The following is a 1,051-nucleotide window of genomic DNA, read 5'->3' on the forward strand; positions in this document are numbered from 1 at the left end:
GCAAGCAGAATCTGTCTGAGTCTGTCAAACAGAGGAGCAAAGTAAACCTGCGAAACTGAAATGATCCAGCTGCCCAGAGTTCCTGAAGAAACGCTGAACATTCCCATTTCTCTGAACATCGTAATCAGAAGATTGGTGGGAATCTGATAGAGAATCTTGAAGGCGATCGCCATGGCAAGAAATGAGGAGGAAGCCCAGCTTCCGGGCAGAAGCGGCTTTGGAGCCTCGGCCTGAACGGGAGACAGTCCGCATTCACTGAGCGGAGTGTCACTGTCAGCAGCTTTTGCATGACAGTCAGGGCAGCCGTAAGTCACACCCACATACTCAATGACTCTGAGTCTGGGAAGTTCAACCTTAAGCTCGTAACGCAGATGCTTTTCTCCAAACGGAATGAGCTCATGACCACAGTATTCGCAGAACCTTTTGTCCTCATCGAGTTCTCTTACAACCTTTTCCACATCAATACCCATGCGTTCAATCATTTCTTTCAGCGTCGATTTGGGCTTTCTGGTCTGTTTTTTCTTAACCGGACGATGAGTATTTGGCTTTTTGGAAGAATCGGATTCAGACGCAGATCCGGCAGAAGGTGTGGAGTCAGAATCATTACCGTCGTCATCATCCTTCTTCTTGCCGCTCGAGCGTTTCTCAGATTTCTTTCCATAGCGCTGAGCGGCCATCAGAGTGATCTGTTCAGTCAGGGAAACGATCGTCGTATTGGCTGCATCAATCTGTTCAGTAAGAACATCGATCTTTTCCGTCAGTGAGCGGATGATGTCATCTTTTTTCCGGCTGTCTTCCAGAGCCTGATCCAGCTGCCGGCTGATCTTAACCAGCTGCTGAAAGAGCGGATTTGAAGAGATGTTAGATGTGTCTGCTGAGCTGTTTTCTGGCATAGTATTCACCCATTACATTATACCATAAAACAGTTTATTTATGCTTTATATAAAGTGTTTTCACCTCTTTTTGGGACCTGTTTTATACTCGTTTTCTGGGTGATTGAAAGCCCGTCAAGCAGCCACCTGAGCTGCTGCTCACTGAGTTCAAGAACCTC

1 protein-coding gene is annotated in these 1,051 nt (G+C 46.9%); it reads right to left on the reverse strand.

What is annotated here, in order from left to right; translation table 11 throughout:
* Positions 1 to 893 (reverse strand): IS66 family transposase zinc-finger binding domain-containing protein (locus tag BO222_RS01540; RefSeq protein ID WP_143356895.1); only part of this gene is annotated, 893 nt, incomplete at its 3' end.
* Positions 894 to 1,051 lie beyond the last annotated feature (158 nt).

Origin of the sequence: Ileibacterium valens (assembly GCF_001945525.1) — a bacterium.
In the GTDB taxonomy this organism is placed as follows: Bacteria; Bacillota_I; Bacilli_A; order Erysipelotrichales; family Erysipelotrichaceae; genus Ileibacterium; species Ileibacterium valens.